The sequence below is a fragment of the Candidatus Dormiibacterota bacterium genome, from assembly GCA_035536395.1.
In the GTDB taxonomy this organism is placed as follows: domain Bacteria; phylum Patescibacteriota; class Saccharimonadia; order UBA4664; family DATLOE01; genus DATLOE01.
This window is the reverse complement of the sequence record DATLOE010000006.1, coordinates 20,096-46,415: the sequence shown is the minus strand read 5'-3', so window position 1 is coordinate 46,415 and position 26,320 is coordinate 20,096. Positions and strand designations below refer to the sequence as shown.

At 48.4% G+C, this 26,320-nt stretch carries 29 protein-coding genes, 2 tRNA genes and 1 other RNA gene; 9 read left to right on the top strand and 23 right to left on the bottom strand.

All coding sequences use genetic code 11. The features are described 5' to 3' along the window. Positions 1-2 precede the first annotated feature (2 nt). Entirely contained in the window at positions 3-359 is a 357-nt protein-coding gene (gene rplT, locus VNA68_01505) for a 50S ribosomal protein L20 (GenBank protein HVE80796.1), read from the top strand. Here rplT and VNA68_01500 read toward each other — a convergent pair whose 3' ends face one another. The 6 genes from VNA68_01500 to VNA68_01475 all read right to left on the bottom strand — a co-directional run bounded on the left by VNA68_01500 (position 360) and on the right by VNA68_01475 (position 4,851). After that, the gene (locus VNA68_01500) at positions 360-1,469 is read right to left on the bottom strand and encodes a glycosyltransferase (GenBank protein ID HVE80795.1); all 1,110 of its coding nucleotides are present in this window, start codon (positions 1,467-1,469) and stop codon (positions 360-362) included. It abuts the gene before it with no gap. Then, positions 1,469-2,926, bottom strand: a complete 1,458-nt coding sequence (locus VNA68_01495) for a sugar transferase (protein HVE80794.1) — start codon at positions 2,924-2,926, stop codon at positions 1,469-1,471. Before VNA68_01495 ends, VNA68_01500 begins: the two co-directional genes overlap by 1 nt. A 56-nt stretch (positions 2,927-2,982) precedes the next feature. After that, an RNA gene (rnpB, locus tag VNA68_01490) (RNase P RNA component class A) lies at positions 2,983-3,387 on the bottom strand. Positions 3,388-3,424: 37 nt separating this feature from the next. Continuing rightward, entirely contained in the window at positions 3,425-3,856 is a 432-nt protein-coding gene (locus VNA68_01485; GenBank protein HVE80793.1) for a ribonuclease HI family protein, read from the bottom strand. A 60-nt stretch (positions 3,857-3,916) separates the two neighbouring features. Continuing rightward, a tRNA-Pro gene (locus VNA68_01480) sits at positions 3,917-3,992 on the bottom strand. A gap of 217 nt (positions 3,993-4,209) precedes the next feature. After that, positions 4,210-4,851: a site-2 protease family protein gene (locus VNA68_01475; protein ID HVE80792.1), complete on the bottom strand. Its 642-nt coding sequence runs from the start codon at positions 4,849-4,851 to the stop codon at positions 4,210-4,212. 79 nt (positions 4,852-4,930) lie between these two features. Here VNA68_01475 and rpmB point away from each other — a divergent pair, with 79 nt between their 5' ends. Continuing rightward, entirely contained in the window at positions 4,931-5,164 is a 234-nt protein-coding gene (gene rpmB, locus VNA68_01470) for a 50S ribosomal protein L28 (GenBank protein ID HVE80791.1), read from the top strand. 36 nt (positions 5,165-5,200) lie between these two features. Here rpmB and VNA68_01465 read toward each other — a convergent pair whose 3' ends face one another. The 11 genes from VNA68_01465 to VNA68_01415 form a co-directional block, all read right to left on the bottom strand. Beyond that, positions 5,201-5,815, bottom strand: coding sequence for an MBL fold metallo-hydrolase (locus tag VNA68_01465; GenBank protein HVE80790.1), 615 nt, complete (start codon positions 5,813-5,815; stop codon positions 5,201-5,203). A gap of 4 nt (positions 5,816-5,819) precedes the next feature. Continuing rightward, on the bottom strand, positions 5,820-6,497 hold the full coding sequence (locus VNA68_01460; GenBank protein ID HVE80789.1) for a winged helix-turn-helix domain-containing protein: 678 nt from the start codon (positions 6,495-6,497) through the stop codon (positions 5,820-5,822). Positions 6,498-6,617: 120 nt separating this feature from the next. Continuing rightward, entirely contained in the window at positions 6,618-7,958 is a 1,341-nt protein-coding gene (locus tag VNA68_01455; GenBank protein ID HVE80788.1) for a divalent metal cation transporter, read from the bottom strand. A 38-nt stretch (positions 7,959-7,996) separates the two neighbouring features. Further along, positions 7,997-8,722 carry a glutamine amidotransferase gene (locus VNA68_01450; protein HVE80787.1) on the bottom strand — a complete coding sequence of 242 codons (726 nt, stop codon included), beginning with the start codon at positions 8,720-8,722 and terminating at the stop codon, positions 7,997-7,999. Beyond that, a complete protein-coding gene (locus VNA68_01445; protein HVE80786.1) occupies positions 8,713-10,083 on the bottom strand; it encodes a MurT ligase domain-containing protein in 1,371 nt (456 codons plus the stop codon). Before VNA68_01445 ends, VNA68_01450 begins: the two co-directional genes overlap by 10 nt. 7 nt (positions 10,084-10,090) lie before the next feature. Continuing rightward, positions 10,091-10,981: a tRNA (adenosine(37)-N6)-dimethylallyltransferase MiaA gene (gene miaA, locus VNA68_01440; protein HVE80785.1), complete on the bottom strand. Its 891-nt coding sequence runs from the start codon at positions 10,979-10,981 to the stop codon at positions 10,091-10,093. Continuing rightward, entirely contained in the window at positions 10,968-11,300 is a 333-nt protein-coding gene (locus VNA68_01435) for an MGMT family protein (GenBank protein ID HVE80784.1), read from the bottom strand. Before VNA68_01435 ends, miaA begins: the two co-directional genes overlap by 14 nt. Beyond that, the gene (locus VNA68_01430) at positions 11,293-12,099 is read right to left on the bottom strand and encodes a hypothetical protein (protein ID HVE80783.1); all 807 of its coding nucleotides are present in this window, start codon (positions 12,097-12,099) and stop codon (positions 11,293-11,295) included. Before VNA68_01430 ends, VNA68_01435 begins: the two co-directional genes overlap by 8 nt. 12 nt (positions 12,100-12,111) lie before the next feature. Next, a complete protein-coding gene (gene thrS / locus VNA68_01425; GenBank protein HVE80782.1) occupies positions 12,112-13,953 on the bottom strand; it encodes a threonine--tRNA ligase in 1,842 nt (613 codons plus the stop codon). A gap of 767 nt (positions 13,954-14,720) precedes the next feature. Continuing rightward, positions 14,721-14,909 (bottom strand): hypothetical protein, encoded by a 189-nt coding sequence (locus VNA68_01420; protein HVE80781.1) that lies wholly within the window; start codon positions 14,907-14,909, stop codon positions 14,721-14,723. A gap of 77 nt (positions 14,910-14,986) precedes the next feature. Next, a tRNA-Val gene (locus VNA68_01415) sits at positions 14,987-15,063 on the bottom strand. 72 nt (positions 15,064-15,135) lie between these two features. Between VNA68_01415 and VNA68_01410 the strand changes: the two genes are divergently transcribed. From VNA68_01410 to VNA68_01385, 6 genes are all read left to right on the top strand, one after another. Next, positions 15,136-15,585, top strand: coding sequence for an NUDIX domain-containing protein (locus tag VNA68_01410; protein HVE80780.1), 450 nt, complete (start codon positions 15,136-15,138; stop codon positions 15,583-15,585). A gap of 66 nt (positions 15,586-15,651) precedes the next feature. Next, positions 15,652-16,185: a host-nuclease inhibitor Gam family protein gene (locus VNA68_01405; protein ID HVE80779.1), complete on the top strand. Its 534-nt coding sequence runs from the start codon at positions 15,652-15,654 to the stop codon at positions 16,183-16,185. A 125-nt stretch (positions 16,186-16,310) separates the two neighbouring features. Further along, positions 16,311-17,447 carry a helix-turn-helix domain-containing protein gene (locus VNA68_01400; protein HVE80778.1) on the top strand — a complete coding sequence of 379 codons (1,137 nt, stop codon included), beginning with the start codon at positions 16,311-16,313 and terminating at the stop codon, positions 17,445-17,447. Continuing rightward, positions 17,444-18,652, top strand: coding sequence for a helix-turn-helix domain-containing protein (locus VNA68_01395; protein HVE80777.1), 1,209 nt, complete (start codon positions 17,444-17,446; stop codon positions 18,650-18,652). The genes VNA68_01400 and VNA68_01395 overlap by 4 nt, the downstream gene beginning before the upstream one ends. Positions 18,653-18,769: 117 nt before the next feature. Continuing rightward, complete coding sequence (locus tag VNA68_01390; GenBank protein HVE80776.1) at positions 18,770-18,964, top strand: hypothetical protein; 195 nt, start codon at positions 18,770-18,772, stop codon at positions 18,962-18,964. A gap of 148 nt (positions 18,965-19,112) precedes the next feature. Next, the gene (locus VNA68_01385) at positions 19,113-20,297 is read left to right on the top strand and encodes a hypothetical protein (GenBank protein HVE80775.1); all 1,185 of its coding nucleotides are present in this window, start codon (positions 19,113-19,115) and stop codon (positions 20,295-20,297) included. Between the two features lie 33 nt (positions 20,298-20,330). Here VNA68_01385 and VNA68_01380 read toward each other — a convergent pair whose 3' ends face one another. Next, the gene (locus VNA68_01380) at positions 20,331-20,672 is read right to left on the bottom strand and encodes a hypothetical protein (GenBank protein HVE80774.1); all 342 of its coding nucleotides are present in this window, start codon (positions 20,670-20,672) and stop codon (positions 20,331-20,333) included. Positions 20,673-20,806: 134 nt separating this feature from the next. Then, positions 20,807-21,577 carry a hypothetical protein gene (locus VNA68_01375; GenBank protein HVE80773.1) on the bottom strand — a complete coding sequence of 257 codons (771 nt, stop codon included), beginning with the start codon at positions 21,575-21,577 and terminating at the stop codon, positions 20,807-20,809. A gap of 289 nt (positions 21,578-21,866) precedes the next feature. Here VNA68_01375 and VNA68_01370 point away from each other — a divergent pair, with 289 nt between their 5' ends. After that, the gene (locus VNA68_01370; protein HVE80772.1) at positions 21,867-22,310 is read left to right on the top strand and encodes an ATP cone domain-containing protein; all 444 of its coding nucleotides are present in this window, start codon (positions 21,867-21,869) and stop codon (positions 22,308-22,310) included. Between the two features lie 41 nt (positions 22,311-22,351). Here VNA68_01370 and VNA68_01365 read toward each other — a convergent pair whose 3' ends face one another. The 4 genes from VNA68_01365 to VNA68_01350 all read right to left on the bottom strand — a co-directional run bounded on the left by VNA68_01365 (position 22,352) and on the right by VNA68_01350 (position 26,318). Further along, entirely contained in the window at positions 22,352-23,086 is a 735-nt protein-coding gene (locus tag VNA68_01365) for a 50S ribosomal protein L25 (GenBank protein ID HVE80771.1), read from the bottom strand. A 90-nt stretch (positions 23,087-23,176) separates the two neighbouring features. Next, the gene (locus VNA68_01360; GenBank protein ID HVE80770.1) at positions 23,177-23,506 is read right to left on the bottom strand and encodes a hypothetical protein; all 330 of its coding nucleotides are present in this window, start codon (positions 23,504-23,506) and stop codon (positions 23,177-23,179) included. A 68-nt stretch (positions 23,507-23,574) separates the two neighbouring features. Next, a complete protein-coding gene (locus tag VNA68_01355) occupies positions 23,575-24,615 on the bottom strand; it encodes an MraY family glycosyltransferase (protein ID HVE80769.1) in 1,041 nt (346 codons plus the stop codon). After that, positions 24,612-26,318 (bottom strand): glycosyltransferase family 2 protein, encoded by a 1,707-nt coding sequence (locus VNA68_01350; GenBank protein HVE80768.1) that lies wholly within the window; start codon positions 26,316-26,318, stop codon positions 24,612-24,614. Before VNA68_01350 ends, VNA68_01355 begins: the two co-directional genes overlap by 4 nt. Positions 26,319-26,320 lie beyond the last annotated feature (2 nt).

The window sequence follows — 26,320 nt, the reverse complement described above, 5'->3', positions numbered from 1 at the left end:
TTATGAGAGTTAAACGGGGCGTAGCCTCCCACAAAAAACATAAGAAACTGCGGGCTCAAACCAAAGGTATGAGCCATATGCGGCGTGCCAGTATTAAAAAAGCCCGTGAGGCAGTGCTGAAGGCGCTTTCTTACGCCTACCGCGACCGACGGACTAAAAAACGCGACTTCCGCTCACTCTGGATTGTGCGTATCAATGCCGGGCTACGTGAAACAGGAATAACTTATAGCAAGTTCATGGGTCTAATGAAGAAATCCGGTGTAACACTGGACCGTAAAATCCTAAGCGAACTAGCTGTTAGCCAGCCAGCCGCTTTTAAGGCTGTTGTGGAACACGTTACTAAGCACCAAGCTAAATAGTTAGCTAACAGAAACTGAGACTTTAGAAACAAAGTCTCTTATTTTTTTTATAAATACTTTTCTATCGAACTGTTTGGCATGACGCCTGATCTTCTTCTCGTCAAACTTAATGCCTTGCAAGCGCTTAACTGCATCAATCAGGTCCTGCGGGGTCTGTTTTTTAAATAAAACCCCTGTCTCCCCTTCAATAACATACTCCAGTGCACCGCCCTTAGCATAGGCAATTACGGGGCAGCCGGCCGACATTGCCTCAACCGGTGCTATACCAAAGTCTTCTTCGGGCGGGAAAATAAAACCCTTAGCCCCGGCGTAAAGATCGGCCAGTTCATCTCCGCTAACAAAACCGAGATACTCAATATTGGGCTTGGATCGGGCTTTCTGCCGGTTTATTTCCTCACCCGATCCTGCAACTTTCAGCTTCAACCCCAGTTTATTAAAGGCATCCACGGCCAGATCCAGACGCTTATAAGCCACTTGCCGCCCCACTATTAAGTAGTAGTCCTTTGGGGTGCGTGGTTTTGTAAAACTGCCAGTTTCAATGGGGGGGTATACAACCTCAGAGTCGCGGCCATAGTAGCGCTTAATACGCGCCTGCACATTTGCTGAATTTGCTAGATAATAATCGACCTTTTGGGCCGCTTTGTAGTCCATTCTGCGCAAAGTGCCAATTAGAAACGGGAGTACCAGCCCAGCAAGAGGGTTGAGCTTGCCGAAAGGCGGATGCTTGCGATACCAGTCGTAATCGCTCCAATAGTAGCGTACGGGCGTATGGCAGTAGCAAATATGGGCTGTGCTGGGACCAGTTTTAACATATTTAGATTCCGCACTGGACGAGGAGATTACCAAATCATAATCCGACAAATTAAGTGTTTTAAAAGCCCATGCTCTGGGGATTGTGAATAGTTGATGTTTAGTTTTTGCTAGTTTTATGCGGTTTAGCCAAGTAGGTCGCACATCCGCATCCGCAAATTCGGGAAACTTGCTCGGCTCATAAGCAGCAGTATATATCGGTGCCTTGGGCCATATTTTGTGAAGCTCCAGCACAACCTTCTCGGCGCCTCCTGGCGAAACCATCCAGTCATGAACTATCGCAACTTTGAGCTGCCTCATCAATAAGCTCCTCGGCCTGCTATTAGGACCACAACTGTTCTTAAAATGATCTTTATATCCAGCCAGAAGCTCCAGTTCTCGACATAATACATATCCAGCTTAACCCGTTCATCGTAATCTATGTCGCTTCGTCCAGAGATCTGCCACCAACCGGTAACACCAGGGCGCAGGGACAGCAGCTTGGACTGCTGCGTGCCATATCTATCTAATTCGGCCTGAACTATAGGGCGGGGGCCAACCAAACTTAAATCGCCTTTTACAACGTTGAATAGCTGTGCAAGTTCATCCAAACTGGTTCGGCGTAAGAATCTACCAACTGGGCTAACACGAGGATCATCTTTCAGCTTCTGCTGTTTATCGAATTCCTGGGTCAGCTCTGGTTTACCTAAATCAGCAAAAACCTCGGCATCAGACTTGCCGGTAAAGCCAGGCCCTGTGCAGTATTTGGCTTTCATTGTTCTGAATTTATATACATTTATATACTTGCCTTCCCGACTCAGACGTTTGTGCTTATAAAACACCGGCCCGGGATCAATTAGCTTAATAATAAGGCCAATTACAGTAAAAAGAGGGGTCAAAATTATTAAAGCCAGTCCTGAAGCAGTTAAATCAAAAGCTCTTTTTACAATCCTTCCCCAGCCATCGAGCGGAGTACGCTTGATTTCCACCATTGGCATCCCAGCCATTGTGCTGATAGTCGAGTGGGTAGCATAAATCCCCAGCTGGTTTGGGACGAACCTATAAGTCAGGTGGTGATTGCTAGCAAATGTTACGAGCTCGAGTATTTCTTCTTGGGCCAGAGAAGAGTCAGCCTGAATTATTTCATCAAATTCCACACCACCCAGGCGGTTAACAAGATTAGTTAGATTACGGTCGACTCTTATCTTGCCCATACGCTTCTGGGAGCCTTTTGCGCTATCAATCGCTCCGACTATTTGGTAGCCGGAGGTCCTGGTGTCTTTAAGCCCGTTCACTACATTTGCAGCAATCGGGCCGCTGCCTACAACCACTACCCGGTAAGTACCAATTCCGCGGCGGAACAGCGCTCGTTGCAGGCTCCTTACAATTTGACGGCCCAGTGTTACTGTAACCAGACTTATGCCATAAGCATAGAACGGAATAGACTTGGAGGGGAATATTGGCGAGATACTAAAGAAATCCACCATTATCATGAACATCAGACCCCCTGAAACGGCTACGAATATCTTACCGGCTTCCTGCAAGCGGCCTCTAATACTAGATAGGTTGTAAAGACCGGTTAGAGCGAATATGAGGATAATAACTGGTATTATCAGCAGAAAAATCTGCAGAAAGAATTCAATTCCCAGGGGGTAAGCTACAGGCCTGGCATCGATCTTTACGCGTATGGCATAGGCTACGACAAAGGCTGCCAGCATCGCAGCAAAGTCGATGGGCAAAAGAAAGAGATTAAAAAATAGCTCACTGCGTTTACGCATAGGTATGGTTTATTTTAGCTTAACTATTCAAAAAACAGAAAGCCCCTAGAGGCTTTCTGGCTAGATTGCTTATAAGCCGGATTCTGTCCCCCGCTCCACCAACTGGCGGACCGGGTTGGATGACCATCTATCTGGGCCGAGCATTGCTGATCGGCTCAAGCGGCACTCACGCCAGCCGCGACGAGCAATCGCGTATGGCTGGCAGCCTTGCAGCAGACGGGGTTTACCTCCTTCGGTTGTCACCAACCGAAGTTGTGGGCTCTTGCCCCACTCTTTTCACCCTTACCCAGCAAGCTGGGCGGTATCGTTTCTGTGGCACTTTCCCTAGGCTTGGCTCAAGTATCATTTTCTCGAGAGAAATAATGCTCGAACTTACTCCCGGTTGCCGTTAGCAACCGTCATTGCTCTATGCTGTCCGGACTTTCCTCCCGTAATTTACGGGCGGCCATCTGGCAATCTAGCCAAACAAATATACCTGAAAAAAGCTGTTTTTTCAAGCTATCTAGCTTGATCCAGCGCTTTATTAACCTCAATGTCAGCTAACTGGTTATTTTCTCTTGTCACATGGTGGAATGAGACATCCACACCCTTAATTAGACTATGCACTTGCTCAAATAACGGCTTTAGCTCAGGATTCTTGACCCTGTAACGGCCATTTAATTGCCTTACCACTAGCTCACTGTCAATATTAAAAGTGATCTTTTGAGCATTATATTTGTTCGCGGCCTTTAAGCCGGCAATTACCGCCTTATATTCTGCCTGATTGTTAGTGGTTGTCCCAATGTACTCCCCAAATGACTCGAGGTGCTCTTTATCTGGTGTAAAAATCACTACACCTATAGCTGATGGGCCTGGGTTGCCCCTGGAGCCACCGTCTGTATGAATAATTAGTTCAGGCTGAGGACCAACCGAATTTATTAATGCGGGCATATGGATATTATACTTTAATTTAATACTAGATTGTAAACTAACAAAGTGTGACTTTCGAATTGGTCGGGGTGACAGGACTTGAACCTGCGACCTCACGGCCCCCAGCCGTACGCGCTGCCAACTGCGCCACACCCCGTTCTCCAAACTGGTTTCACTTATACGTGTCGAGATCAAAGCTGCTCTTAAACCCATGCATCATGGCAGCGCTTTGCCTTTTTCCCGCAATATCGCAGGTGGGTGCCCTCAGTCATAACGGCGCACCGTCAGACAATCTTGAGCTCCCATTCAAAAAGCTTGAGAAAAAATACTTAGCGCCGCCAAGGATGCACAAGCTGTATTTATTGTAGCCCAGTTTAACCTGTTAAACCAGTCAAGCCAGGTACTAAAATCTGCATAATCGCTCCTACCACGCCGCTAATTAAGGGCATAATAACCGGGCTGGCCACTAGCAGTAGTAAGAATATAATAATGAGCCCGCTCTGCTCCAGGCTATCCATTACCCTTCTGAGCCCGCTGGGTGCAACCGCATATAGGATCCTAGAGCCGTCTAGAGGCGGGATGGGTATCATATTAAACACAAAGAAAGCGACATTCACTGAAATCATCATAATAAATAAGGGTATGAGTTCTTGGACGATTGGTACAAATGCCAGCCAAGCCGCAAAAAATATGGCTAGTAGCAGGTTGGTTAATGGTCCGGCAAAAGCCACCAGCGCCGCCCCCCACTTGCCGTACCTGACTGCCCAGGGGTTAAACGGTACAGGCTTAGCTGCCCCGAATATTACCGGGGAGCCGGCAATAATCAAAGCGAGAGGTAGGAGCAGTGTCATAAACGGATCAATATGTGCCTTTGGGTTTAATGTCAGTCTGCCCTGAGAGCGGGCGGTTGAATCTCCAAGGTAATCACTCGTCCAGGCGTGGGCGAACTCATGCAGGGTTAAAGCCAATATTAAGGCGAGAATGATATATATAAGTGATATTGGGTCTGGAAACATAACACGATTGTATCATTAATAAGGTTTGACTTAGCAATGTGTATTGGGTATGATTGTGTGGTTCTAATATAAGAGTCAAATGGCATATAGTTGTGAAATCTGCGGCAAAGGCAAACAGTTCGGTCATAATGTTCCCTTTTCCCTAAAAAAGACCAACAAAGTCTGGAAGCCAAACTTACAGCGTAAGTACATTACCCTCGGCGAAAACCGCGTCAGGGTTAAAATGTGTACCCAGTGTATGCGCACGCTTGAAAAATACAAGCGCAAGGAAGCCACCAAGACTGAGGCTGCTAAATCGCCAGCCAAAACCTAAACCCGCCCAAAGGGGCGGTTTTTTAATTCAGGTTGATTATGCCTTTTCTAGAATTATAGTGGTGGTTTCCAGTGGCAGGTCCTTGGCAACTACTTTTAACTTGCCGACTGGCTCAGGGTGGGCTCCAATTTCCTTTAAGAAAACCTCTAGCTTATCCTGGGCTACGGAATACTTGGTTTTACCATCATCATAGTGAGTGGGAATAATATACTTTGGCTCCAGCTGGCTTATAATCTCTGCGGCTGCGGTGGCATCCAGGGTTAAGCCGTGACCTCCTACCGGTATAGTCAAAACATCTACTTCGCCAATGGCTTCAATCTGGCTGTCGGCCAGCTTAGGGGAGATATTGCCAAGATGCAGAACCCTTACGCCGTCAATCAAAATAGAATAAATGGTCGAATTATTCCCCTCTTCTTCAGTATGTAAGGTAGCCGGCACACCAGTAATTAGGCAGTTCTTAACCTCATATTCACCAGGCCCGTCAATGATCATTCCCGGGCCAGGGGGAGCAGTCACTCCTTCGTCCTGAGAAAGCAAAATCACATCGAACGATCCCTTAGCGGCAGACAAATCAGCATAAGGGTCACAAATAATACTGACACCCTTGCCTGTCAGCCGTACGCAGTTCATGCCAAAATAGGTTACCTCCACTGCCCTACTCCTTACTTTCTTCTTTTTGCGAACCTGTATCCTCAGCCACTGGAATATCTACTGGATCTTCCTTAAGCCTGGCAGCAACCGGCCTGATGTCGGCCTTAGTCTCGTCAACCAATATGATTTTCTTTGACTCTAGGATTCCGGTTAAAAACCTATCATTTAAGCTCAGACGGTACTCAAAATCTTCCGGAGTCATGATGGTGAAATTGATTTCTTTATTCAATTCTTTCTCTACCTCCTGCACTACCTTATTCACTCGGCTGCGGTTTACATCACCCATAATAAATATATCGGTACTGGCCTTGTGGTCTCGTACAAAAGTGCCAGTTAAGAAGGCCAATTCCACATTACCGCTCGAGCGCAGCTTTTTAGCCAGCTCGTCATCTTCCCTCGTCTCTTTTAGCTGCGGTTCATCAAGTGAAATATTAGTGAATATGGCTCTAAGCGGCGCGTAAAACTGATACTTCTTATTAACTTCGTAGTAAAGCCGATTATTAGTGCTGTCAGAACGCACGATGCCGATTGCCAGCAGGTTGGAAAGCTCACGCCTGACCGAATTAATCTGCTCATCTACTTTACGGGTAATCTCCCGTACGTAGTAAGGACGGTCTGGGTTATTAAGAAATAAGCTTAATAATTTTACTCGGGTTTTTGAACCAAATAGTTGATCGAACAAATATTTCTCCTGCCTCACTAAAAATTAAAATATGAAATCGCACTTAATTATAGCAGAAGGATTTATACCGCAACACCTTTTGTGTTCAAAGTTCGGACGGCCGAGAATAAGAACTCAAAGTTAGCTCAATACAAATGACACCAATAAGGCGGAGGCAGCCAGCGACATAATAATGAAAGTTATTGCTAGTACAATCCTAGAGAGAAGGCCCCCGGTGTATACTCCGACAACATCTGATGATTGGCTAAGCCTAGCAATTAAGAACACCAAGGGGACCGCCGCTAGGCCATTAAAGACGGCTGTAAACACCAACGCTTTAATAGGGTCGATTCCGATTAAATTCATCGTCAAACCAAGTAGGGTGCCTAGGGCAATGATAGTGTAAAATCCCTTCGCTTGCCTGAGCTTTCTAAACAAGCCCTCTTGCCAGCCCAAAGCTTCGCTTAAGGCGTAGGATGATGAGCCTGCCAGAACGGGCACAGCAAGCAAGCCCAAGCCGATGATGCCGACAGCGAATATACCCTTGGAGATCAAGCCGGCGTTAGGGAAGCCCTGCACTAAAGGCTCCAGTGCACGAGCCGCATCGGCCGCACTGTTTATTTGAGTGATGCCATTGGCATGCAATACGGCAGCTCCTGTCAAAATGATAAAAAAGGCTGTCACATTAGAGAAAACCATCCCGATTACATTATCGGTTTTGAGGTTTCTGAGAAATTTAGCGCTTAGCCTAGGAACTCCACCCTTCTGGGCAAGCCGGTGGCTAGCGATTTCTTCTTCTACCACCTCCGAGGTCTGCCAAAAAAACAAATAAGGAGATATGGTTGTACCCAGCACCGCTACAAAAATGAATAAATAATCTATACTGAATTCAATGCGGGGAATTAATGTTGCTTTTATTACATCATCCCAGGGTATTTGCACTATAAATGCTGTTAATGGGTATGCAAGAAGAGTTATTGCCAACCATTTGAGTGATTTAGCTAGGGTTCTATAAGATACAAACAACTCGAAAAATATGACAACCAATGCGAATAGCAAAGCCAGCGCGGTAAACGAAACAGTTGGGACTATTAGCCTTGTAGCGGCTGCCATGGCACCGATATTCGCTCCGATATTAATGGTATTAGCCACTACCACTAGTAGCACAACAGGATAAAGAACCTTGCGGCCATAATGCAGCCTAATAACTGCAGCTAAGCCTTTGCCTGTGACAGCACCGATACGAGCACAGGCCTCCTGTACAGCCGTCATCAATGGCAGGGTTAGCGGCATCAGCCAGGCGGTAGTATAGCCGAACTGGGCGCCTGCCTGCGAATAGGTGGCTATACCGGAAGGATCATCGTCGGCTGCTCCTGTGATTAGACCAGGGCCTAAGATTCTCCAGAACCGCCCAAAGCGCGACTGCTTTACCTGCAGTACGAGCCCTTTGCGCGTAAAACGAGATTTTCCCTCAGCAGCCATATTACGGCTAGCATATACGGCTTATGCTTATTTGGCAACTACTTGGGCCGCTTGGCGGCGGTCATAGCAGCTTGGAGTTCAGCCGCATCATCTAATGGCGCAAGCTCACTAACTCCATACCTATTTGTAAGAGCCGTCTTAATTAGGAAGTCTGCCAGTACGGGGTTTTTAGGTAAAATCGGACCATGCAGATAAGTCCCCAGTACATTATTAAATCTCGCCCCCTCATAGCCGCTGCGGCCATCATTGCCATAACCCTTAATAATCTTGCCGAGCGGCGACTGGTGCGCCTCTAGTACAGTCTTGCCGCTATGGTTTTCGAACCCGACCAGTTGACCCCACTCAGTTTGAATCACAATATTACCGATCATCCGATGGCTAGAGCCGGTTGTCGTAGCTCCAAAGATCTCAATGCCGGGGATCTCCTCTCCCTCAGCTGTCTTAAAGCCTTTGCCAAATAGCTGATAAGTGCCGCAGACAGTGAGCATGGGTATACCCTTTTCGGCAGCCCGATGCAGTCTTCCGGCGGAGCGTAGCAGATCCTGGCCGACTGCGATTTGGCCTTTGTCCTGGCCGCCGCCGGCGAAGATGATGTCGGCCTGATCGATCCCCTTGGTTTCACCGATACCCCTCCCAAGAACAACCGGCTTAAACCCCCTCCACTCGAGCCTTCGCACCAAGGTTAGTACATTACCTCTATCACCGTAAATATTCATCTCATCGGGGTAAAGGTGCAGAATGGTAACAGTTTTATTCATTCCCATATCCCCTTAATGTCGGTTTTCTTGCCTAATATCTTCCTTAGCTCAAGCATTGCCGTATAAGTTGGAACTATGTAGCCAGCCTGGCCCGGTTTCAGGCTACCTATGAAATTATTTAAAGCCTTCTTTAGATTCGGCTCTGTGCTCTGCAAACCGATACCGGCGTATTTAAGTCTCAGAGCTAGATCGCTCGCCCTTATGCCTGAGGCGGTAATTGAGTGATTCAACGGTTTAAACTCCTCAAAAGCTACATCCCACAGCCAGGAAACGTCCCGCCCATCGGCAAACTTGTCATTGACCGCAATTAAAAGCGGCTGACTCTTTTTCCCTAGTAAGAAGGTTTGGATGATTTGATTGAACCCGGTTGGGTTCTTAATTAAAAGCAGATAAATCTTTTTACCATCAACTACCAGAGATTCCACTCGGCCGAAAGCCGCACTAACCCCTTTTAGAGCATGAACCATATTAGGGGGCTCCAAACCTAAAATATACCCTAGGCCAAACACAGCAGCAGCATTATATATATTGTAAACGCCCGGCAGGTTAAGAGACGCATCACCCCCCCAGTCACCGGCTAGTGACATTTTGAATTTAGAGTGGCTGCCGGCTAGTTTAATGGCACTTACCACAAACTCCGGCTTGGGACGGTTAAAGTGCCCCCGGCTGCAAGCGTAATGGCCGATGTGGCCAAAGAATATTCGGCTGAACTTCAGAGCCCTCCCGCAAAGTGGGCAGTTAATAGAATCAGCCGTTACATCGTGAGCCATCTTTTTTACAGGAACGCCGCTGAGACCAAAGTAGTAAACCGGCTGCGATTTAAGCATTTTCTTTAGACCGGAAACCAAAGGGTCGTCGGCATTCAGAAGCACGGCGGCATCGGTAGCGGCTATAGCCTGCCCGATAAGCGTGGCGGTAGAATCCAGCTCACCGTATCTATCGAGCTGATCACGAAAGAGATTCAAAACCGTAATTAATTTCGGTTGGAGCATCCTGCAGACCTCGGGCATAGCCGCTTCATCGACCTCGAACACACCGACGTCTTCGCTGATCCGCCCATTCATGTCGCAGTGTTCGATTAGAGTCGAAACTATACCCCTGGCCAGGTTTGAACCGGCACGGTTAGCAACGATTGTGTAGCCTTCCTTTTGGATAGCGGTTACCAGCATTTTACTAGTAGTGGTCTTACCGTTCGTACCGGTTATAATCACGCTACCGCTCTTTATGGTAGCGGCTATTTTGGCGCCTATATTCGGGTTTAATTTAAGCGCCACCAGTCCCGGCAGAGCCGAACCGCCACCTCGGCCTAGCGCACGACTTAGGCGCAAGATGGTTTTGGTAATCAGTATCGTTATATACACAGGCATAGATACATTATACCGCTTTAGTCATAAACTTCTGCGCGACTCTTAGGGCCTCTTCGGCCGATTGCGCCCACATAATGTCTGGACTGCGCTTGAACCAAGTCATCTGCCTCTTCATCAACTGGCGGGTATGAACCATAATCAGTTCCTCAGCCTCGGCAAGCGTGGTTTTACCCGTAAGGTTATCGATTATCTCTCTGTAGCCCACAGTATTTAGAGGTTCGCAGTCAGGGCCGTAATGAGATACCAAGGCTTTAACTTCATCCGTCAAACCGGCCTTAAACATGGCGCTGGTACGTCTGATGATATTGCTCTCAATAGCTTGCTGGCCGGGGTTCAGGCCAACCAGTAGCCAGTTCGGCGGCAGCTTCGGGCGACTGGTTCGCGGCTTACCCGCTGTTTCGATAGCCCTAATGACCCGGCGCGGATTATTAAGGTCGATTTCGGCCGCCCGCTCCGGGTCTAGTTGTTTTATTTGAGCAACTAGCTCAGTAATCGGCATTTTTTCTAGCTGCATTCTAAGCTCGTTACTAGCCCCGGCCGGAAACTGGTAGTCATATAGAACAGCATAGGTGTACAATCCGGTACCTCCCACCAAAATCGGCAACTTGCCTCGTGCGCGAATGTCGCAAATGGCATCCAGCGCGTGAGCCTTGAACTCCGCCGCGCTGAAGTTACGATCGGGTGTAATTAAATCCAGGCAATGGTGCTTAATACGGGCCTGCTGAGCGGCAGTAGGCTTAGCCGTACCGATATCCATACCTTTATATATCGTACGAGAGTCGGCAGCTATAATTTCGCCCCTATATCGTTGTGCAATCTGCAACGCTAAGTCTGTTTTTCCACTAGCTGTGGGGCCAACAACCGCTATCAGCCTGGCATCTCGTTCAGTTTTGCTCATCGGGCCACCAAATCAGATCTTCAAACTTTATCACCCTATACTCTTCACTTATCTTCACCCCTTCTGCTTCCAGATCACGCTTGTGAGCCTCACGGCCCCCTGTAGTGTAGCCCGAAGCCAAACCGCCATAACGGTTCACCACCCTCTGCCACGGCAGCTCAAGCGGCCCCCAATGCGCCACCTGCCCCACGATAATAGCGGCCCTGGGGTGACCGCACAGAGCCGCCACTTGGCCATAAGTCATTAGCCGGCCTTTCGGTATTCTGGCAACTAAATCATAAACATCCTTGGTAAACTGACTGACCTTGCGCTCAGCCACCAGCCAGCACCTTTAGTCTGCGTAGTGCCTTTGGCTCAAAGTAGTGCGTAGTTTGTACAAAATCGAACCGGCTATGCCACTCCTGCTTTTCGATCGGCTGGGCTGGGTCGGTAATATCAATACTGCCATACTCCACACCGCCATAATAATCTTTCTTTCCATGCGGACCCCCCGAATGCACAAACTCGATTACATCTTTTTTTACCTTTACCACTAGTACAGCATGGGGTATTCCGTCGTGCCCGGTCATATAAATCATGTCCCCCGGTTTTATACCTGATACGTCATCAAAGCAATCATTAGCCAGAGGACTGGCAATAGTAGCCATATCGGCAATGTTGCGCGGCTGGTTGCCCCAGTCTTTTTGAATTTGGCTCAGGGGCACAGCATCCGGATAAGCCTCTACTGCCCCCCTGTTCAAACCAGCCGGGGGAGTCAATACCGGATTGTCATATATCTCAAGCATCTGCTCCCGTGATTTATACAGGCAGTCTGCCAACCGAATGCCACGGCTTTTTAAAGCTTGGTCGAGCACAAAATACATAAAGCCTGAGCATTCTACACCTAAACCGATTCCGTGCATAAACTTGCGATACTCCTCACCGTCTTTCAGGCGCTTGTCGGCTAGTTCTTCTAGTAGGACTTGTGTAATTTCGGCCGGCGAACCCTTGCCTTTCAGTGGACCCGGCTTGGGGTTTGGATTCTCTTTAGTATGCACAGGCGCCATATAATAGGGTGTCCAGAAGCTAACCCCATCCACCTTCAGCTCATATTCATCAATAAATTTACGCATGTTCATATATAGGGTCCTTTAAAAGCTACTTTTTGCGGCCCGTTCTGCAACCTCACTGATTACCCTGCTTACAAAACCGCCAAACGGTAATGGTGCCGGCTCCTGCTTCCGCAGCAAATCGGCTCGCACACGGGGTGCTACCTTACCACTTGCTACCTCTTTATCCCCCACAACAATCGTATAAGGCACCTTGGCGAGTGACGCGCCGCGAATCTTTTTACTCACAGATTCGTTCGAGACATCTAGCTCTGTACGAATACCGGCGGCTTTTAATTCACTCTGCATTTTCTCTGCAGCAGCCGAGATCTTTTTTGTTTCATTTACAGTCATTATCCTAACCTGCTCTGGCGCCAGCCACACCGGGAAATTACCGGCGTAATGTTCTATAAGAATTCCCAGCATTCGCTCAAAGGTGCCGTTCAGGGCACGGTGGATTAAGACCGGCCGCTGCCTGGAGCCGTCTTCGGCCACATAGCTAAGGTCGAACCTCTCGGGCTGGTTAAAATCGAGCTGAATTGTTGAAAGCTGGTGCTCCCGGCCAATCGCGTCAGTGGCCAGAAAGTCCATCTTCGGCCCGTAAAAAGCTGCCTCCCCCTCAACCGCCTCGTAATCCATCTTAAACTTCTTAGCCAAGACCGTAAGCTGCTGCTCAGCTTTATCCCAAACAGCTTTATCGCCCAAATACTCCTTCATCCTACCTGGATCGCGCAAAGATAGTCTTACTCGGTAAGTTAGGCCGTAAACCGACATTAATGAATCGATTTCTCTTACGATTTTGCCTATTTCTGCTTCTACCTGATCGGGGCGTACAAAGGCATGGGCATCGTCTTGGGTCAGTGCCCTCACCCTAGTTAAGCCACCCAAGGCACCCTTAACTTCATTCCGGTGCAGGGTCGAAAACTCCGCGTATTTTACAGGCAAGTCGCGGTAGCTGCGCAATTTAGCAGCATAAAGCTGGGCATGGTGGGGGCAGTTCATCGGCTTAAGTGCCAGTTTATCGTCCTCGGCATCTATTACAAACAAACTACCCGCGAATTTATCCAGGTGGCCGGATTTGGCATACAAGCCGGTTCTTGTCATGTGACCGGTGCGGACCTCTTCGTAACCATCCGGCCCATTTAGCTCTCGTACCTGTTGCATCATAGCGTTAATCATCGCCGTGCCTTTAGGGGTAAACAGCGGTAAGCCAGCGCCAACCATTTCATTCTGTAAGAAAATGTCTAGCTGGGCACCAAGCTTGCGGTGATCACGACGCTCGGCCTCCTCCAACTGATGAAGGTGCGCCGCAAGCTCCTCTTTACCGGCAAAAGCCACCCCATAAATACGCTGCAACTGAGGGTTTTTCTCATCACCACGCCAATAAGCACCCGAAACCTTAGTGAGCTTAAAGCTACCGGCCTGGCCTGTACTTTTTAAGTGCGGGCCGGTGCACAAATCCTCAAAATCACCGTTCGAATACAGACTTACTGTTGTAACTTTTTCCACATTTTTTACACCGAGCTGTTCTCTATCTAGGTCCTTTGCCTTGGTGGTGCCATACTTCTTCAGGTCATTCATCAGCTCGACCTTATATGGCTGGTGTTTCTGCTTAAACAGTTTGATTGCTTCATCTATCTTTATCACACTACGCTCAAACTTCTGATCTTCGGCAATAATCTCGTGCATCGCCTTTTCTATTTTCGGCAGATCTTCCGGGTTCAATGCGTCAGGCAAATCAATATCGTAATAAAAGCCGTTTTCTATCACCGGGCCGATGCCAAATTTGGCCTTAGGGTAGAGGCGCCGCACGGCCGCAGCCATGATATGGGCCAGCGAGTGGCGCATGGGGTGCAAATCGATTTTTTCGGCTTTTTTGCTCATCTCTCTCCTTAAAAATAACAAAAACACGCAAACTTTTGCGCGTTTGGGCCCGATGTAATCGGACGGTTCCACCAAACTTCCCGGCAGCTGCCGGACACTCTTTATCAGTCTGACGCGACCGATGAACGGAGCTACGGGGCGGTTAACTCCCGCTTCGCTCTATTTACCTCTCTAGCCTAATAATTATATCATCAAATAATGAATGAGGCGCTTCGGCAGTACATCCCCTTAGATAAATCGTGGATTATTCGCATGGGCCTACTGGATATTATTAATGGTAAGCCGCAGATTGTTGAATTTTTGAGCGGCCAAACAGGATTGAGCGATGATCTTCAGGCACTATTGCAGGCAGCCAAAGACTGGCCGGTTAAGCAATCTATTGGTGTTGGTGAATCAGGCACCCTATACCGCTTTCTGCATTTTGCCTCGTGGAAGATGGGGCTAGGTAAGACCTTCGTTCGCCGCGGTACCCTTAGGCATCGCAGTATTACAAACGACCCTGGCATTATTACGCTTAGCCAAAGGGAGCTGCTGGGGCTAGATAATGGCACCTCACAGTGGGCTAGCGCTGCAGTACTTTTAGGTGACGAGAAGAGGCTACCCGGTCCCCCACTTAAGCTGGGCTTAACATATGAAGCAGCTTATGAATGGTCGCCACGTCAGGAGTGGGAGCCGAGATGGGATGAAACGATAGAACGTCAGGCCGAGGCATTTATAAGGCAAGTAAAAGGCCAGCCGGCCGGCTTTCGGCCGGGGCACTCAGAAGATTACTGCTTGGCGCGGGCACTTAATATGATTTCGGCAGGCGAAGGCAGTAAGAGATGGCCTAGCCTGGCCGGCCATGAAACCAACCGGCTGCATGAAATGGAGACTGCAACCAGCCAAGCCGATAGCGGAAGGGTCGTTACATCAAAAGACCACCGCGTGGTGCAGGCGGTGGCAATAAGAGCAGTCATTAAAGGTAGCAATGTTAAGTTCAAGCACCCGAAAGCTATAACTAAAAGCTGGCCAAGGTTTTGGGAATTTATAAAAATGGTGGGTCCTACAGGACTCGAACCTGTGACCTCTTCCACGTCAAGGAAGCGCTCTAGCCAGCTGAGCTAAGGACCCTAGTGGGTCAATCAACCTAAGAAATATAGCCGAAATACACCTGAAAATCAACGAATCTGGTATGCTTGTGCTATGAGTAATCCTAGGTCAGGCATCGAGTATATCGGCGTCACCTGCGTGTTTATCTGTCATGACGGCAAGGGTAAGATACTGCTGCACAAACGCAGCCAGAACTGCCGTGATGAGCGTGGGCGCTGGGATAGCGGTGCCGGCGAACTAGAGTACGGTGAGGATTTTGAACTGGCAGTTGAGAGAGAGATATTAGAGGAATATGGATGCCAGGCCGAAAACATTCGGCAGTTAGGCGTTCACAATGTTATTCGCAATGAGGAAGAAGGCCTAACCCACTGGGTCGCTGTCGTGTTCAGCGCTCAAGTCGATCCAGCAGAAGTTAAGATCGGTGAACCACATAAAATGGATGAGATCGGTTGGTTTAGCCCAAAAGACCCGCCCTCACCGCTTCACTCCCAGCTTAAAACCTATCTTAACTTTTTGGGTGATATCGACACTCTAGAGACTTAAGCTTGCCAATTGCACATATTAATTGCAGGATATTAGGATACTTGTACATCGACAGATTGGAGAGCGATGCCCAGGGCAACCAAGGGTATTGAAAGTAAAACAGCCAGCAAGGAGCAGATAGACAAGGCTTGCGAAGAACTCGCCCGCTACGGTGAAGTCAGCCGGGAAATTTCATCGATCGGAATTAAGCTGAATGATGAAATTGAGACGCTGCAGTTCAAGGCATTGAGCCAGATCAGCGCTTTGCAAGAAGAGCGTGAGCAGTTAGAGGCCAGCCTGGAAACATTCGCGGTAGCCAACCGATCGATGCTAGCAGAAGGTAAAACCATCAGCCTGCCAACGGGTAAACTGAGTTGGAAGCATGGTAAGGCCAGCCTGGAAGGCACTGATGATAAAAAAGCCATAGCCAGCATCCGCAAGCTCAAAAGAGCTAAGGACTTCATTAAGACCAGTTTCAGCCTTAAAAAAGCGGAACTCCTTAAAGAGCCTGACTTTGCCAAGAAAGTCGATGGCGTGGTGTTTAACCCGCCCAAGGAACGCTTTTATATAGATCCAGTGGAGGTCAAGGCCGACACTCCAGCCACCGGTAAAAGCGGTTAGCAATAGCCGGGTGTCTTAACGGACGCCCGGCTTTTAATTTTTATTCAATCCTCCAAAAACCAATCCCCTTACGCTTGCCTCTCTGCCCCGCGCCAAAGTAATCTATTTGTACAGTCTTCTAAAAAATGAGGGGAACGCCAATGGTGCTTAATCACCATATAGCAGAAAAGATTCAGGGCAAGGTTGCGGGCTTAGTCAACCAGCCGATATCGGTTGTAAGCCCAGAGGGTGCTGTGCTGGCTAGTAATGATCCCCTGGTAGAGGAAAGCGTAGAAGTAGAAAAGCACCCTCATGCAATCGACATTCTCTACAACAGTGATGTAGCTGGCTACGTAGTACTAGCCTCTCAGATGCCTAACCAAGAAGAAATCGCCCCTCTCATTCGCTCGATCGCTGAACTGATAGTGCACCAATCAGCCTTAATTGAGCAGCTCCCCCAGCAAGAAGAACGGCTCGATAAATTCGTATACGACTTACTCAATTCCGAAAGCGATGGCGACCGTATGCTAATAGCCGAAGCTAGGCTATTCGACATAGAGCTTACCGGCCCGCGGATTGCCATTACCATTTATATAGACGACCCCATACTAACCGGCGAGACCAGGGACGAAGGTGACCGTGAGCTAAGAATTTCGCGTTATAAATTCAACATCAACCGAGCCCTAAACTCCTACTATACTTCTACTCGAAGGAATGTCATTGCCTACTTGGGGCAGAATGTATTCTGTATTTTAAAAGATATAGACAGCACTGATAGTGATCTGGGCGAAAACCTAGAGAAGTTTAAAAAATCGATTAATACCATCTATGGCATTCTGAAATCGGAGCTCAAAGTCACAGCTACTGTCGGGGTTGGCAATTATCACCCAGGCGTTTCCGGCCTACGCACCAGCTACCAGGAAGCAGTCTCAGCCATTGAGCTAGGGGCGCAGAATTGGGATAAAGATCGGGTTTACCACATTGACGACTTTGGGGTAGTCGCCCCTCTGCTGTCAGGTATAGACGAAAGTAATATTTACTTCAGCCGTGAACTGCTAGAAAAATTAGGCCAGAACGGCGGTGTAATAGAAACACTTGAGACTTTCTTTAAAAACAATATGGGTCTCACCCAGACCGCTGGCGAGCTAAACATTCACCGCAACACTTTGGTGTACCGGCTAGATCGCATTGCTGAAACGCTTGGCCTGGATCCTCGCAGCTTTGAGGACGCTGTACAAATTAAGCTAGCGATTCTGTTTAATAAATTCGTAGGCCAGAAATGAGAATCGGGCAACCTCTAGCAGATCAGATATTAGAAAGAGCCAAAGGCATCTTGGATCGAACGGTACTGGTAGCCGATGCTCAAGGCTTGGTACAGGCCAGCCAAGATTACACCGGCCAGATTATGGTTGACGCGCTTAGGTCATGCCAGGAAGGCAAGATCGTCCGCTCCTTTTTAGGTGAAAGCCAAATTGCCTGGTGTCCTTTTGTGTATGATGGGCAGACAGTCGGTGCTTTTGGAATTATAGAAGGAAATGAAGGGCCGATTACGCCCGAAGCTATCAGTCTGCTGCAGGGGCTGGCCGAAGTCATTACTCACCAATACTTCCTTATGAGGCATATCCAGCCATCGGCCACCGTGCGGGCCAAATTCTTTAAGCAAGTACTAACCACAGCACGCGGCAGTCATACAGAAACCTACCGCCAAGCTGACGTTTTACAGCTTAACCTGCGTATGCCGCAAGCCATTATTTTGATTGAAATTAACGGCTTTCAGGAGGGTATTCGCAGCCAGCTTGGAAGCATTTCGGCAGATGAACAGGAGCTTAAAATCGCCCAGGCTGCCGATGATATCACCCAAACTGTTTTAGGAGCATTCAATAACCATCCCGGAAATATCTGCTGCTACTTGGGTGGTGATACCTTTGTGCTCTCAAAGGGTATTGGAGGGGAAGGATTAACCATTCGCAATACTATGCGTTTCTTAATCGAAAAGGCTGAGTATGTATATGGGATTCTGAAAAAACAGTATCCTGACAAAACCGTATCGCTAGGAGTGGGACAGTACTACCCCGATCTGGGGGGCTTACGTAAGAGCTACCAAGAGGCCAAGCTCTCTCTTCACGTCGGCACTAAGGTTTGGGGTAATGATACGGTTTACCATATTAAGAGCGTAGGGATGTTCGTTACCCTGGCTAATGTAACCCAGGAGCGCAAGGCCGAGTTAGCGCACCAGATTTTATACCCCCTCTTAAAAGATGAGCAGCTCTATAAAACCGTTAGAACCTTCCTGACCTCGGGGCTGAACCTAACCGAAGCTGCCGGGCTTCTGCATGTCCACCGCAATACATTAATATACCGGCTTGATAAAACTAAGAAGGTTATAGGCCTCGATCCCCGTGTATTTGATGATGCATTGCAGATAAAGCTAGGGCTGATGTTTTACCAAGACACTGAGCCGGAATCACCTGTACTTCATAAGGCATAATGACAAAAATATCATAGGTTAAGGCGAGTTTTTTGGAGGCTCTTATGTTTGACTTCCACCTCCAAAGTAGTAACCTTAATGTTTATTGAGGCTACTTAGGCAGATAAGGGAGAATACATGGAGCCAAATTACAAGCTAGAAGATTTTCAGCTTTTTTATGAAGAAATCAGCGGGCAGACAGCCACCGGCGGTGTCCAAGCAGAGCACCAAGAAAACGGCTACGAAAACACCCCCAGTCTCAGCGAAGCGCAAGTGAATCAGCTCCGGGAAGATCTGGAGCAACAGAGCCAAAGTTTATATAGAGAATCATGAGCTTTCAAGAGAAGCTCTTTTTTTAGATTGACAGTTCGGTATTTGTTCGGTATACTTCAGAGCAAGGGGATGCTTCTAGGGAGGCTGTGTGGATATAGAGGGTTTACTAAAACAGCAGCCGAGGCAAGGTCGAGCTCTATTTATAGACATGAACTCATTCTTTGCCTCGGTCGAACAGCAAGAAAACCCTCAACTGCGCGGTAAGCCGGTAGGAGTTTGTCCTTTTGTCGGTGATGCCACCTGTGTCATTGCTGCCTCTTACGAAGCTAAGCGGTACGGAGTTAAGACGGGTACTAATATAGCCAAGGCCAGGCGCCTTTGCCCGCATATTCAGCTAGTAGAGAATAATGCCAGGCTCTACCGGGATTACCACCGCCGTATTATGTCGGCTTTAGAGCAGACCCGGTGCCAGGTTAGAGTACAAAGTATAGATGAAGCCCTCTTGCTAGTACCCAGAGACCTGCTGGGCGAAGGCTTAAAGCTGGCAGAAGAAGTAAAGAATATTATTCGAACCATAGGCAGCCATCTGCAATGCTCGGTCGGGATTGCCAGTAATCGCTTCTTAGCCAAAATGGCTACCAATATATATAAACCCAATGGTTTAATTGAGATTAAGCTAGAAGATCTTGAGGGTTTTTACTCTATTTTAAAACTAACTGATCTGCATGGTATCAGCTGGCGGATGGCCAGGCGCCTAGGCTCTATGGGTATTCAGACACCGCTCGATTTCTATCAAGCACCTTACTCTCTGCTGAAAAGCCGACTGGGTGTTAATGGTGAGCGCTGGTATCTGCGCCTACGGGGCTATGAGGTCGATTTAGCCGTAACTAAGCGAAGAATGATTGGCCACCAGAACACCATTATTCCCCGGCCGGCCAGTACCACGGGAGAGGTTTTAAGCGTGGCCAGCCGGCTAACCTACAAAGCCGCTGTACGACTGAGAGCCTCCGGGCTGGCCGCACAATCTGTAACGGTATATGTGCGGTTTGCGGATAGATCCTATTGGGGCAAAACTTTAAAGACCAGATCTCCCTTCTTTGATTCCAGCACCTTTTTTGCGCATGTCCAAAAAATACTGGCGGGCTGGTCCCCTCCCCGCCCGGTCAGGCTGGTTTCGGTTACGGCTACCGACCTAATTCCTATCCAGGCCACTACCCTAAGGTTATTTGATCCAACAGATAAAGCCGAAAAGTTAAGTGAGGCACTAGACGAAATAGATCTGCGCTTCGGTCGTAATACTATTAAACCGGCTAGGCAGTTGCTAGGCGGAAAGATTATAGATCAAGTTGGCTTTGGCAATGCCCCTGATACCGCGCTGGCCTTAAAAAGTTAAGGGGCCAAACTACTCGTTCGGCCCCTAGAAGGACTACCCCCTGCCCGATAAAGGGCGAAAGTCCTCGGGTAAAATGGCATCGCTTTGCAGTGCTCTTACAAACCGCTCGATTTCCGACTCCATATTGGAGTAAGCTAGGCGCTTAAGGTCACGGTGGACGGCTTCGGTCGCATCATCAAGCCATATATCAAATGCATCGAGCTCATCCTGATGGCATAGCAGAGTACGCCACAGTTCACAGTTGGGGCAGCGTAAAATTACCTGCCACTCCTGGCTCCCGATTTCCTGCCATTCTTCGGGATACACCAAATCCTTTTGGCATTCAGGACAAATATGCAACTGCCGCTTTGCCCGCTGGGTGTTAGGATCAAACATAAACACCTCCCCTTCAAAGAACCTTTGGACTACTCCAAGCTTACCGCCTAGTATAGACCTACAGTCTATAAGCGCAAGAGTTATTTTTAATAGGGTTAACAGCCAGCATAATAATTAAGGCTGAGCTCGAAGGCTCAGCCTTTTGTTTGCCGTAACAGTGCCGCGCTGGCCGTTAGGAACCCGAGGCATTTTTTTAAATCCAGTTGGTCATGCTCATCGCGCAAGGCGGATTCCGCATCCCAGCTTAATTCCGGATAAATCTCGAGTAAGGGGCCTAGTATGGCAATATTATCAGCAGATAACCCTCCGGCCAGCCCCCAGCTCATCGGCAGCCCGGAGTCTGTCAGAGCTTCAAGAATCTCCTTCGAGCGGTCGACATCCAGCTCCACCCCCTGTCCGCCGCTTGGGTCAAACAGCACACTGTCGACAACTCCACAGTAATCTTGCAGCTTGCGGCCCAAAGCAGCCGGTGATTGTCCCACTGAGGCGTAAGCCCGACGGCTAACCTGCAGAACGACCCTCGTAAACATCCTCTCCCTTAGGCGCTCCAGTTGATCAGGACGCGGCCAATCCACATTCAACTGCACTCCATCGGCATATTTGCAGGGTTTTAGTATGGTTTCCAACTGAGCGCAGAGCCCAGCTGCCCGGCTGTTGTAATGCGCCAGATTTAGAGCCATCTTACTGCCGACAAAGACCCGATCAAGGCTATCAGGAGAAATATAGCGGTTAATATTGCTTGCCGCGCCCAAGGTCAGGCCCTTATAGCTAACCAGGGCGCCGATCATAAGCTGATGACTGTCTGGCCAACCTAATTCCTCAGCTGATTTAAGCAGTACCTCAACCTGATGCCTGTCTGTCACGCCAGTAATTCCAATGTATGGTTTTGCGACATAGGCTTTCAAAATACCTCCCGGTGTAAGCTAGCAGGACATAATCATACTACTTAAGCTTAAAAACCAATGATAGCGGCATATGTGGGCATACCAGAGACCTGTTATCCACTTTTGGCATTAGTTTTCCACCTTAAAATTTAATAGTTACCTATCAACATGTTGTCATACAATTTGCATTTTATTTCCAAATAGCCTACTATTTTGAAGTGGTAAGGAAAGCCTTCGTGATTATGCCGTCTTTTTATTTGTTTTTTTCGGCCAAAGCGGGGCTTTTTATTATTAATCCCCCGGTTAGCTCATGAAGTGCCCTTTCTGTCGGGCCGAGACTACCGACGTTTTTAACTCCCGCCCCACCAGATTCGGCACCCAAATCTGGCGCAGACGGCGCTGCCTCGAGTGTAAGGAGTCATTCACTACCTATGAAGCGATTGATCTGGGGTTTTTAAAGGTAATCAAAAAGCCCGGCAAGAAGCAGCGCTACTCTCGGGCAAAACTCTATTCAGGTATTTATGGTGCATTTTTGAGCATTCCTGCCAAGGAAACTACGGTGGACTCAGTAACAGATACGGTAGAATCCAAAATATTAGATACTAGGCTGCAGGAGATAACTTCCCAACAGATAGCAGAGATCGTACTTTCAACCCTGAAACACTTCAATACGGCTGCTTTCTTACGATACTTATCCTACCAAGCCGATTTAGAATCTGACGCCCAGCTGAAAGCCGAACTGAAGAAATACTAATAAGCGGCCCGAAAGGCCGCTTATTGTGTATTAGGAAGGTTTTACCCCTTCTTCTCGCCCTCACCACTAGCATCGGGCTTCTTGTCTTCGGGTTTACCACCTTCACCTTGCTCAGACTGCTTACCCTCGGCTTCCTCGGCCCCTTCAGCGGCCTCTTCGCCCTCTTCAGGCGGCAATGCATCCTCAATAGGCTCCTCTAGCTCAGCCAGCTCCTCCTCGCTTCTAGGTGGATCGACTTTCACAATCAGCTCTTCTAGCGGAGTCAGGATGGTGACGCCCTCGGGGATTTTTAAGTCGCCAACGGTAATCGTTTTATCGAAATCATCGAGTACGGCAATGTCTACTTCAAACCCTTCGGGCAGGTTGGTCGGCAAAGCTTCAATTTCAATCGCCTCAAGGTTTTTGATTAAAGTACCCTCTTGCTGGTAGACGGCAGTTGATTCACCAACTAGGTGTACCGGTATTTCAGCCTTAATCTTCTCATCCATGCGAACAGCATAAAAATCGGCATGGATAATCTGCCCAGTGCGGACATCTTGCTGCAAGTCGTGAATTAATACGTTCTTTAGCCCTGCCTCATCAATCTTAAGACCGATAATCTTATTTCCGCCGGCATCCCCATATGCTTTCTCTAGTTCTCTGGAATCTACGCTAATTGGCAGGGTTGTAAGCCCATGACCATAGACGACAGCCGGTACAAGGCCATTTGCCCGCAGTTTACTTGCTTGTTTTCCATCTTTCTTCCTAGATTTAACTGGAAGTACTATTTTATCCATTCTCTTCCTACTCACGTAACTGAGGTATAGTACACCAAAAATTGCTCATTTGTAAATGACTTAGATAGACTTCAGGAGCACCAAAATAAGCTATTTGCTTCTGGAGAATCCGCCGCGGTGAGCGGTGATATAGCGATGAAAATCTGCAATCTCATCGGCGGTAATGACACCCATAGCGGCAAACTTGGCTTCCTCTGAAGCTGTTAAGTCGGTTTTACTGCGGTTGGTGGTCTTGCCGCTGGTTGCGACCGTAGCCAGTACCGGCAAGGAGCATTCATGGCAACTGAGCTGCACAAAACAGTACTGGTTCAGCTCGCCCAGAAACTTTATATCCTCAAGGTAATAGTTGGTATCACACGAAGGGCACTTGTAAAATTCCTGCAAGCTTTTAATCAGCTCTTGTAGATTCTTCCTGCTCATATGTGCGCCCCTTCCTTATGACTAAATTATATCAAAAATCCGTCCATAAACAGTGGATATTTGTACTTTTAGCCCTCGCCGCGGCGAGCATTTATTTTAACGAGAGCGGTCAGGAGTACTACCATGAAGCAAAAGAGGGCTACCAAGGCCAGAAACTTCGAGAAGCTAGTTGAAGCCAAGGCGATTATGCCGAAAAAGATCGCCAGTGAGTAAAGCAGTAGTACGGCGGTGCGCTGTGAAAGGCCAGCTGCCAACATTAGGTGGTGAAGGTGTTCCCTGTCGGCCTTAAAGGGGTGCGTACCACGCCTGATTCTCCTGACAGCCGCCCATAGAGCGTCGACAATCACAAACCCCAGCACCAGCGCAGCCGTAGCTAACTTACCGCCCGAGTAAATGGCGAGTAAGGCTAGTGTAAGACCCAAGAAGTAGGCACCGCTATCCCCCATGAATATTCGGGCCGGGAAGAAATTATAGGGCAGAAAGCCAAGCGCCGAGCCGGCCAATATGATAGCAAGTAAGGCTACCACTGGCTGGCCAACTTGAATCGCCAGCGCAAACATAACTAGCGCCGCTATGCCTGATACGCCACAAGCCAAGCCGTCTAAACCATCTAGAAAATTGATAGCATTCACCAACCCAACCATCCAGATAACACTCAGCAGATTGGCAATGGGGGTAATGTGGAAGTCGAACCCAAGCAGGTCGACGGCAAAACGGCCCCAGCTTAGATCAATAATCCCACCAAAGGGATTGGTGATAGTAGTAATGCCGATTCCGCCGGCTAGTACCACACAAGCTGCAACAATCTGCCACAGCAGCTTGGTTAGGGGTTTTAGGCCGCGAATGTCATCTACCGCCCCCAAAACTACTAAGACGAATACTCCGCCCAGAAGAGCTCCTAATTGGCGGCCAACAGGCAGCATAGCAAGCACCACCAAAACGAAAGCGAAAAAGATCGCTAGCCCCCCTAGACGCGCCACCGGTTTTAGGTGGACCTTGCGGCTGTTCGGATGATCCATGGCCCCAATTGCAATTGCAAACCGTCGCACCAAAGGGGTGGCAGCCAGAGCCAGCAAAAAAGAGGTTACAAATGCTACCCCAAAGCTCATTTGCGCCTGCTCTTCTCGGTTACCTGGAAGTCGAGATAGCGCCCGAACATTAAACGGGTTTGGGAATTAATGGCAGCGAACGAGCCGAATACCACACTGGTAATAGGTAACAGGCTCCACTGCAATATCATCGCTAAGCTGCGCCTTTTCCCATAGCGGGCGGGGCGAGGAGGCAAGGAAATCATGCTAATAGCCACGGTGATTATCAGACCGACCATGGCAACATTTTGAATCCGGCTGGCAATAATCGGTAGCTGGTGCGCCAGTACAGTCTGTGAGAATTCGTAGTTTAAAACTAGCGGCAGCCAGGCCACAAAGCTAATTAAAAGCGCGGCCGTTGCCCAGCTAAAGTGACCTTCGAGCAAACGCCCTATTTGAATCAACTTATCGAGCAATTTGATATTTTTATTGCGAATAGCGTTGCAAACCACATAGCTGAAATCTGAAACTCCCCAGGCCCACCGCCGTAGCTGCCTGAACTGGACCTTAAAGGTCTGCATATAGGTATCGGCTAGTACAGCGTCTTGGTAAATCGGTACGAATAGCGGCACCACCTGGTGATCGCCATCGAAGGTAAAGTAGCTGCGCCAATACTGATGCCCGTCTTCCACAATTGTAGTTACGCTCCAGTAATCTGTGTCGATTAAAGCCCTTAGGCTTTGGGCATGGGCCGCAAAGTTGCGCAGTCTGTGCGGCCGCATCGTCTCAATAATCAGCCAGAACGAGTTGCTGGTAGCTATCACACGCATCGGCGCCGGTGCATCCCAAATATTATTGTGAAACATCGGAACCGGCTGGTAAGACTTGCGCACACGGTTGGGATTAATAGCATACTCGTAGCTTAGATAGGCAAAATATTGTTTACTCGGACGATGGTCGGCATCGAGCGTAGTCACAATGACATGCTCAGGGTCGATATTCTGCTCTGTGATATATTCGGTCAGCTTACGCCCGGCATAAGTTATGTTGCCCCCTTTGCCTATTACCTCACCTTTAATTCCGTCGGGGTGTTTGATGGCCGCGGCATACGCGAACTGATTGCCATATTTTTCTATTAGTTGCTTTGCGTTCTTTTCAGTCTCTTTTCCTCCTCGTTCCTCATAGGCAATTACGAGCATTATCTGGGCCGCCGGATAGTCGGCATCTAGCAGCGCCTGCACCGATGGCTCTACGATATCGATTGATTCATTGTAGGTAGCTAGTATCACCGCGTGATACAGCGATTTCGGATCTAAAATAACCGACTGACGCTCGGTAATACCCCGCATGCGCTTAACTTCGGCCGCCAGCTCTAAGTATGTTTGGCGCTGGCGCCGCCCGGCCAAAGTGAAGTGCAGGATACTCCTGGATCGTGGGAATTTGTGCAGGTGGGCAGACAGATTAGCCTCGGCCTCCACTAGGTATTTATCGGGGGTTCTAAGTCGCCTTAGCTGATCGGACCAATTAACCTTTTCGGCCCGATGTAGTTTCCTGTATCCCCTCACCAGGTAACCGCTGAGCCGTAATGATTTAATCAGCCAAAAAAGATCGAAGGCAATAATAAAGTAGGCCACAAAAAGAGGGTGGATCAAACTTAAAACTATCGGTGTGAGTAAAAATGTCCAGGTGATTAATCCTGGAAATATTTCTAAGGCTCTAATAAACCACCTCTTGTCAGTAAGGTAGACTAGCGAGGGGCGCAGATTTTGGGTAACTTTTTTCATAG